The organism is Chryseobacterium sp. T20, assembly GCF_047345655.1.
GTDB lineage: Bacteria > Bacteroidota > Bacteroidia > Flavobacteriales > Weeksellaceae > Chryseobacterium.
The window spans coordinates 175,113-184,677 of record NZ_JBLFDU010000011.1 but is presented as its reverse complement, the minus strand read 5'-3'; the positions used below and the strand labels follow the sequence as shown (position 1 = coordinate 184,677).

The window sequence follows — 9,565 nt, the reverse complement described above, 5'->3', positions numbered from 1 at the left end:
TTATTTTAAGTCAAAAGAAATAAAAAACCGCTTCTCTAAAGAAACGGTTCTTATTGGTTACATTTTGATGGTAATCTAGCTTACCAATGAGTACTTAGTTTGCAGCTATCGTAAAAACTATTTGTGTGCTATAAGATGCTGCGGGAATTGTCACAGAAACACCTCCTATTTCAAGTTGTACGTTGATACCAGAATAGTTTACACTATTACTGACTCCTAAAACTCCGCTAAAGGTTATTGTTGATAACGTTACAGCACTGGCTTGTGGTATTTCTATAAAATTTGCAGTACCTCCATTGATAGAAGCGGTACAAAGGACGCAAAGACCATTGATTGTTGCTGTTCCTCCATTTCTTTTTGCATACAGTTTCAAGGAACTGTTCCAGGTAGTAGGGGAAAGTTGCATGGTGATTTTTGCTCCGGAGGCTGAAAGAAGATTAAGAAAAGACCCTGGCAAATGCCCGGATAATGTTAGTTGTGCAGGGTTATCATAAGTTCCGGTATAGTTACTACCTGCCTCAGTAATGGTAGGTACACTTACAGTCCAGTTAGTCCCGGCAATATTTATGGTTTGCCCTTCGAGATAACTTCCCATTATTAAAGCAATAATGTAAAGATATCTTTTTAAGAACTGTTCTTTGAGAAAGGGACTTTTCATTTTCATTTTATTCTGTGATGGTATAGGTGATGACGATTGCTGTATTGGCCTGAGACTGTAAATTGGCATAAGTATTAGTAGCAAGTGAAATAGTGAGTGCATGGCCGTTATTCGCTCCATTTCCTGTATATGCTCCGCCAATACCACTAATGATGGTAGTAGGAGTTGTGGTGAGAATTACTTGCCCTGAAGATGTTCCCAATGTTCCGCCGCCAGCTCCTGAAGCAGCCGCCGCCTGAACCCTTATATTGACACCTGCGATAAGTTTATTCACTGAGGCTGTAATTCTTCTGGTAAGTCCTCCGGAAGCAATAGCTGAAGTATAGTTGATCCATTTCGATGTATTGGGAGTTGGTGCTCCAAGAGCATTTCCTGCCTCTGTAGGAGGTGTAAAATTTAAAACAATACTTCCTGTTGGCTCAATGTCCATTAAAGTTACCACTGGCAATGTAAGACTGACAGTCGTATTTGCGGTCTGGGAATAGATTGACCCGGATACAACACAAAATGCAATTAATAATAGGGTACGGATCAGAATCATCTTTTCTTTTTTATTTCATTATATCCTACTTTCAAGGATTCCTGTTGATATTTGATCTCTATCTGTTGCTTAACAACATTGATGCTTAAATTTTTTGTTTCTGAAGGTTTTAAAGTAAACAGAAATTTGTCTGTTGAAATTTTATATCGTTTATCAAGCCCGTTACGATATACTTTAATAGTCCAGTCTCCAGGTCTAAGATAAGTGAAGTCAAAGTTTTCTCCAATGAAACAGATCTTGCGGAAAGTCTGGTCATTATTGGTAGCTTCTACAATAATACTTTCTCTTTTCTTTTTTCCTTTTTCAGATTGTATCTGGCCAAAATCAGGTTGATCTTTTTCTCCCGTTTCTAAAAACTTAACATGCCCCTGAACATTGGCTGCTGTGGTTAATCCGAAATTAAAAGTGTTCTCCTTATTGATCAATGAAAGAGCAGCAGGAAACGTTTGAGTCGGAATATCATCGATTTCCGTAGTGGAGCGGTCTATTTCAAGAAAATAATTCCCTGGGATAACATTTTTAAATATATAATTTCCTTCCTTATCCGTAATAGATAGATAACTTCCAAGCATTAATCTTATGCCTTCAGTCTTTTTTATACCCAGGTTGCCAACATTCCCAGACAATGAAATATATTCGGCAGTTTTCTGTACGGGAATATTGGGACGCCATGTATAACGCATGGAGAATATAAAATCTTTATTTCCGATTTCTCCTCTTTGCAATGAATATCTTCCGGAAAGATCAAGTTCATTTCCGGGAAATAACTGCTGGTGAAATAGAAGTTCAAACAGGTTTCTGTCTTTAAAATATTCCTCAGGCATATAATTGTTCTGATAAAAGATACTTAGTCTGGTCTTATCAGAAAACTGACTAAAGATTCTGGCTCCATAATAAATATTTTTCTGATTTTGAAGCTGATATCTTGAACTGATGGCATAACTTCCGAAGATATTAAAAGAAGTTCTGAATTTTTGAAATGAAAGATTCGCGGAATAAAAACTTGAATTGCCACTAAATCCCGTCAGATAATTATCTGTTTTACCAAATTGTCCATCCAAATTTACCTGAAATACCCCAATCTGCTGATTAATACTTACTTTGAAGTAGCGTTCATAATAATCAAACTGCTTAGGTTCTAAACGATCTTTATAGGTTTGATATCCATTATTAAGGATAATGAAACCACTCGGTATATATTTGTACTGTATACCATACTGAAAATACTTTCTATAGGGTGCTGCCAGGAGCAGTGTATCTCTTTGGAAATTTTTGGCATCCTGCATATAATTGGCAAAGACACTTATTTTCTTTGTGAGATTGTAGAAAATATTACCATTAAAAGTATTTGTATTGGTAAAATATCCTGCGAAATCGGGGCTGGCTTTCATATACATTAAACTTCCATTCAACTTTTTAAAAACGGCTTCAGCCTGCAGAAAATATGCTGTTCCATCTGTTTTTTGTGTAGTACTGTAGGCCAATTCTCCGGAAAGAGTTATATTGTTTGAAACCTTAAATTTTCCCTTAGTATAAGGTAAATGAGCATCAGAATCAAGTCTTACTTCACTATATCTGATTTCTTCTTTTCTTGGAGTTTTGTAGAGATATCCTACAGAAATTTCGGATTCTTTTCGGATTTTAAACGCAGAATAAAAATTAAATTCATCTTTAATATCTCTGAAGAACCTCGGATGGTTATAAAATCCACCGAAGCTTACTTTATTGAGATCATACCGGATTTCTGCCCCGCGGCCATATCTTGCAAATTCTGTAAGGTAGGAAGAGGAGTAGGTTTTATCACCCAGATGAATAGAGAAATTGTTCCGTTTATAATTCACAAAATATTCTTCATACTGAGTAAATGTATTGAGTTCTATAGGATTGTGAGTAACCGCCCTAAACTCAATCTGATTCTTATTGTCTTTGTCAAGTGTTCCTTTACCATAGATTTCTCCCTGAAAACCATCATTATACACTCCCATATTCTGCATGCCGATGAAAGACAATGAAAAGGCAACAGGAAGCCTGTGATAAATATCTTTTTCAGAAGGTTTTGCTGATATCACCTGTGTACTCACATAGACATCCTGATTTTCTTTGGGATTACCCTTTGAGTGCACCGAAAGGTTTAGGTTTTGAAATTCATTTTGAGCGAGTTCAGGATTTGTTACTTTATGAATAGTAATTGTTTTAGACTCATTAGGTTCCAGTATCAATGATGTTTCATTATCAACAATAGCATTTTTACTTTCGAGAACAATACTTTCAGTGACATTCCCATTATTTTTTAAAAGAAATGAAGCACGGATTGTTTCTCCTGCTCTTACAAACTCAGGGGTATTCAACGCAGTAACCAAAAGATTCCTGTTTCCGGAAACGATGATCTTTGAGTTTTTTGTAAAAGCTATTCCGTTATTCCGATCGATGATATTCAGTATCACAGAATAGATACCCTGTCCTGTTTCTGTTCCGATGCGCAAAGGAACGAGATAAACTGATGTTTCATGAGGAAGAATCTGAAATTCTCCTTTTGCTAAAATAGGATTGATAGACGGACTTGATGTGGAAACTGAGATATCATAGGTCTTAGCTTCATCCGAATTGTTTTCTAAAGTGAAGGGAATAGAAGTAGACATTCCCGGCATTAAACTATCTTTCTTACTGATCAATCTATTGGATTGCTCTTGAGAAAAAATAAATACCGGGAATAGTGATATGATAATAAATAAAGTCCAAGTTCTACTCATTTTTTACTTCTAATTCCACATTGAGTGCAAAAGCATTCTCTTCTTCATCGGTAGCTATGATAGCTGCTTTGTATTTATCGGAGGGTACTTTACTGATATCAATGTAAAATGTTTTGGAGGTGTTGGGTAACAGCCCCATTGTTAAACTTGAATAAGTTCCCACTTTTTCGCCCGTTTTTCGGTTATAGATTTCTATGGAAGCAGTCGGTTTACAGTAAAGATTACCATTATTGGCTATTGCTATCTTTGCCGTTTGTTTTCCTTCCTGTTTTTCCACCTTGATACTTTCAAACTTAAGATCCGGTTTGGCTTTTTCTGTTTCAAAATCTGTAATAACCTGAATGGCGTATCGTATAATAGAAGTGATGCTCACTCCAGGTTTACCGTCACTTGGTTTTATATCTTCTACCGGTTCTACAATGATCACACTCCAATAGCTTCCCGGATCCATTGCCTGATTGGGAACTGTTATTTCATAGAATATCTCAGTCTTTTCTTTACCTTTAAGCGTAACAAGATTGGTGTTGAGTTTCAGCCACTCTCCGTTACTTCGTGTATTGGTACGTAATGCTGTATAATTGATGGTTCCGTCCGCATGGTAGGTATAATCCTGTAAAAATATTTTTACACTTTGAGGATTGCTGCCTGTGTTTTCAATGGCAACTTTTCCTTTATAAACCTTTCCGTTTTCTATTTTGTAAGAATGCGTAAGCCCGTTGAGAATCACAATACCGGCATGTAAAAAGTGGAACTGCAAAATCAAGGTGATCAAAAGAAGGATACGCTTTATCATTGTGTAAAGTTTGGAGTTAAATCATGAATAATACAAAGCCAGGAAGAAACTGAATAACAACTTCTTCTTGTTTTTTGAAACACAAAATTGAATTTAAATTAAATTCTAATTGTCTGATATCGTATACGTAACGGTAGCAACAACAGTAGCTGTAGCCTGTAAATCGGCGTAAGCTGCTACCCCTCCAGGACCACTTCCTGCAGCGAGTGCATAGGTAAGATTGTGACCGTTATTAGCTCCATTTCCTGTATAAGCACTTCCAATACCGGAAATAATAGTCTGGTCAGTACCAGTTAATGTAAGCAGACCTGCAGAAGTTCCTAATGTACCAGCCCCTGCTCCGGTGGCAGCAGCAGCCGTTACATGAAGATCTACTCCAGGAATGATAGCGTTCATTTTTACGCTTACGTTACGTGTAGGATCTGCCACAGATTTAATAGAAGAGTAATTAAGCCACAAAGTAGTGTTGGCCGCAGCTGGAAGAATAGGATTTCCGGCTTCAGTAGGAGCTGTAAATCCAAGGGTAATGTTTTTGGTTGCTGCTGGTTCAATATCTACCAATGCAACTTCGGGAATAGAAATGGTAACCGTATGGTTATCTGTTGCGAGGTCTTGGGCGCTCAGATTCCCGGATAGAGCCAATGCAAAAAAAGACGCTGCAATAGTCAAATTTAGTTTTTTCATGATGCTGATAATTAGTTAAGTGAATATAATAAAATTCAGAATAATTTGAGAAAAATATATCATAATTTTTATATTAATAATTATTTACTGTATGTAATGCATTATATTTTAAATATACTTTAACATAATAAGTCAAAAAAAGCCTGTACAAATTTGTACAGGCTTTTATCCCTATTGATCAATATTTTTTATGCCCAGTGCGGATCAGAAACAGAGACCTTTCCGGTTTCTGTTCTCCCTGCGAAGTGCCACAGATGCTCATTTAGTGTTATTTTCAAATCATACCAACCTTTAAATTTATCAAGATCGATAATTATTTTTTCTTCTGGTTTTTGTACAGAAATTGTTTTTTTATTTTTTGTGTACAGATCTTCCAGATTGATGGAAAAATTTTTCTTTTTGTTACTTCTTATAGTCAGCTCAACCTGGTTTTTCGGTGTTATATTCTCTAAAATTATCTCTATTTCTGGTGAAATACTTCCCTGGAATTTCCTGAAAAAGCCATTGGGACCAAAAATTTCATAATCATAAGCTCCGGAATGTACAGGATGGGATAAATTTTGTTTGGAATACAAAGCATATGAAAAATGATAATTATTGCTGTCAAATTGAGTTCTGTCATAAACAAGCAAAGGAACTCCATTTTCTTTCAGGTTAGTCATTTTTATATGGTCTCCTTCCAGATTTACATGGAAATGATAAGGTAATGGGTTGGAGGGTTTCAGTCCTCTTTCCTGAATGTCAAGCAAATTGTCTTTAAGTTCATTTTCGGAATACCATTTCAGATTGGGAACAGGTTTATTTTTAGCTGCATTGATGGTTTTAGCATAATCTTTTTGATTCAGATAATCCATTTTCGGAACTTTCACGCTGGAAGAATTGAAAGCAGAGGTAAGGTCTCCGCATACCGCTCTTCTCCAGTCACTGATATTGTCAACATGGACATCCTTTTTGAATTTCTTCATAATGAATTTCTCCAGAAACTGCAGGACAGACGTGTGATCCGATACCTCAGAATTTACAAAACCTCCTTTCGTCCATGGAGAAGCGATGATCATCGGTACTCTGTAGCCTAATCCCACTGTTCCTTCTACTTTTTCATAGCTTTTCAAAGAAGGATTGCTCATATATTCCTGAGATTGATCCACATATTCCACCCCTTCTTTTCCGTTCATATCTACAGGCTGGCTTGGATTCACTGGTGGTGCAAAAGGCAGTACGTGATCAAAATACCCGTCATTCTCATCATAATTGATGATAAATATGGTTTTCTTCCAGGTTTCAGGATCTTTGGTCAGAATATTCAGAACTTCAGAAATATACCATGCTCCATACCAGGGTGATCCCGGATGATCTGAGAAATGTTCAGGAGCTACCAGCCAGGAAACCAACGGAAGTTTTTTCTCTTCCACATCTTTACGGAACTGGAACAGTACGTCTCCTTCCGGAACAACCAGTCTTTCTCCGTTTTCATCCTTTCCGATTTCCAGTTTCCAGTAATCCGGATCATTGGAATTGGTTGTAAATGCTTTTTCGTGAAGATTTTTTTCTTCTTTTGAAAGTTTGGAATAATTATCAGGATGGTATTTCACCTGATCTTCCTGAACTTCCGCCAACATGGCTTCCAGTCTTTCTTTCTGATTAGGATTTTTTTCAATTTCCTTCTTCAGATAGGCGATGATATTCGGAATATTCTGATAATATCCTTTTGAAAACTTAACGTTGAATTTTGAAAACCATTCAATCGGGTTATCTGTAAAATTGCTTAACCAGGCTTCCTGCTCTCCGGACATTCCTTTTGGAAGACTGATTTCATTCTGATAAATTCTCCAGGAAACGTTTTGCTGTTCTAATATTTCCGGGAAACTTTTCCATTTTGGCTGTCTCGCTTTATCATAATCAATATTTTCATTGACAACATTGGCCTTTACTTTTCCGTTTTGCTGTTCTCTCAATGTTCCGGACCAAAGAAACAGTCTGTTGGGAGTAGTTCCGGTAAGCGATGAACAGAAATACTGATCGAATATGGTGAAGGCATCCGCCAGCTGATAATAAAACGGAAGGTCTTCACGGTTGTAATACCCTAAGGTAAGCGGAATATTTTTATAATCTTTATTTCCCGAAGCTTTCGCCTGAAGCCATTGGTCAAATTTACCTTTGTTCAAAGCTTTCTGCTGATCTGCCCATGAATGCGGCAATGAGCTCATCCAGGTAGATTTTGTATTTCTTAAATCCAGACGGGCAGGAGATGCATATTTCCCTTCGTCATTTTTTTGAAAGAAAACAGAATGGCCGTCCTGTTTTACAAAAGCTCTTTTATCCAAAAAGCCTCTAACTCCTTTAAGAGTACCAAAAGCATGGTCAAATGAACGGTTTTCCTGCATCAGGATGACAACATGCTCTGCATCATAAAATGTAGACTGGGCAGCCGGATCAATGGCTAAAGCTTTTAAAATGGAAGGATGCAGAACCCCTGAAGTTCCTAATCCAGCTAATAAAATACTTGATTTCTCTAAAAATTCTCTTCTGTTCATATTCAATCGTAATAAGAAAGAAACCGCAAGTTAATAGGATTTTCCTGCGGTTTCTTTGTTTTATATAAAATTAATCAGATTTTTATTGTAACCACCAAGGTTTGGAGTTGATATTATCATTTCCTCCATACTGAGCCGTTAAAGCAGCTTTTAAATTATTGCTGTTGTAATTATACTCAGACTGCGGATATCTGAACCTGAAAGGAGCTGCAACTCCTGCTTTTAAAGGATAATTTGGAAAGCCTGTTCTTAAATAATCAAAGTAAGAAGTCCACTGTGCCTGATGGAACATCGTCATGTATTTTTGAGTCATGATCTTTTCCAGCTGCGTTTGTAATGGATCAGCATTATTATAAACGACTAAAGGAGTTGCCAGATATTGATTCACATCAAATCCTGAGAAATATTGTCCCGAATTTTTTACATAGGTCTGATAAAAATTGAAACTTGCTTTGATCGCATTATCGTAATGTGTTTTTGCAGATCCGGAAATCCAGCCTCTTGCCGTAGCTTCAGCCAGAATAAACTCAAGTTCTGAATAGCTTAATACAGAAGCAGGTTCATTGGTAGGATCTTTATAAAAACGGTCGTTTACTTTGGAAATGTTTTTTGCCGTGATCAGTGCTGCATTATCAGAGTATGGGGAAGTAGGATTTCCACCGTTATATCCTGTATAATCTGTGATGGCTTTTCCTGCTTCTTTAGCTCCGGTAGTCTGTGCTGCAAACGTGAACAAACGTGGATCATGCCTGTCTTTGAACATATTAATAAAATAATCTGCCATGTACAAACTTGAACCATATCCACTGTTATTAAACATCGTGTATCTGCTGTCAGCAGCATCAGCAAACTTAAGCTCACCGTTATCTGCAATGGAAGTCATGAGAGACTGGCTTCCTGCAATAGAAGCGAATTCTGTAGCGATATTATAACTTCCTACGGTCGTTTTTTTAGATAATGTGATCAGAATTTTCAGACGGAAGGAATTAATCAGTTTTTTCCACTTTAGAGCATCTCCGTTGTATACAATATCACCCTCAATTTTATCGTTGGTATTAATAAGATCATTGGCCTCTTTTAGTTCTGATAAAATTCCGGACATGATAGCTTCCTGTGTATCATATTTAGGTTGGGTAATTCCAGATTCACCCTTTGCTGCTTCCGAATAAGGAGCGCTTCCTACTTTTAAACTGATATTGAAGAAATGATAGGCTCTCAAAAACTTCCCGATAGCCAGATAATTTTTGTTTCCTCTTTTTTCAGCTTCCTGCATCATTTTTCCAGTGTTCAGAAGACCTTTGGTATAGACTTCAAAAGAAGTATCATTCCATTTCATATACTGGTATGAATTTTCACCATCAGTACCAATCATCATTCTGGAGGCATACATATTGTCCCCGTTTACCTGAAAAGTATATTTTTCAACATAAGTCAAAAGATATCTAGGATCAATACTGGCCTGGTCATTAGGGTTTTCATTGATGGTATCAAGGTTGGATTCACATGAAGCCAGTGTCAGAAGTCCTGCCGCAAATAGAGATTTCATCAGCCATTTTGCTGTTTTACCTTTTTGTCCTGTCACTTTGTTTATATTATTTTTCATTG

General features: G+C 36.8%; 7 protein-coding genes. All 7 read right to left on the bottom strand.

Annotated features, from left to right (window positions below; translation table 11 throughout):
* Positions 1 to 94: 94 nt before the first annotated feature.
* Complete coding sequence (locus ACMA47_RS20770) at positions 95 to 658, bottom strand: hypothetical protein (protein ID WP_413931309.1); 564 nt, start codon at positions 656 to 658, stop codon at positions 95 to 97.
* Positions 659 to 665: 7 nt separating this feature from the next.
* On the bottom strand, positions 666 to 1,199 hold the full coding sequence (locus ACMA47_RS20765; RefSeq protein WP_413931308.1) for a hypothetical protein: 534 nt from the start codon (positions 1,197 to 1,199) through the stop codon (positions 666 to 668).
* Entirely contained in the window at positions 1,196 to 3,949 is a 2,754-nt protein-coding gene (locus ACMA47_RS20760) for a hypothetical protein (protein WP_413931307.1), read from the bottom strand. The genes ACMA47_RS20765 and ACMA47_RS20760 overlap by 4 nt, the downstream gene beginning before the upstream one ends.
* Positions 3,942 to 4,742 carry a WxL protein host-binding domain-containing protein gene (locus tag ACMA47_RS20755; RefSeq protein ID WP_413931306.1) on the bottom strand — a complete coding sequence of 267 codons (801 nt, stop codon included), beginning with the start codon at positions 4,740 to 4,742 and terminating at the stop codon, positions 3,942 to 3,944. The genes ACMA47_RS20760 and ACMA47_RS20755 overlap by 8 nt, the downstream gene beginning before the upstream one ends.
* Positions 4,743 to 4,847: 105 nt before the next feature.
* Positions 4,848 to 5,426: a hypothetical protein gene (locus ACMA47_RS20750; RefSeq protein WP_413931305.1), complete on the bottom strand. Its 579-nt coding sequence runs from the start codon at positions 5,424 to 5,426 to the stop codon at positions 4,848 to 4,850.
* Positions 5,427 to 5,614: 188 nt separating this feature from the next.
* A complete protein-coding gene (locus ACMA47_RS20745) occupies positions 5,615 to 7,960 on the bottom strand; it encodes a phosphocholine-specific phospholipase C (protein ID WP_413931303.1) in 2,346 nt (781 codons plus the stop codon).
* Positions 7,961 to 8,042: 82 nt separating this feature from the next.
* Entirely contained in the window at positions 8,043 to 9,563 is a 1,521-nt protein-coding gene (locus ACMA47_RS20740) for a SusD/RagB family nutrient-binding outer membrane lipoprotein (protein WP_413931302.1), read from the bottom strand.
* Between the last annotated feature and the right edge of the window lie 2 nt (positions 9,564 to 9,565).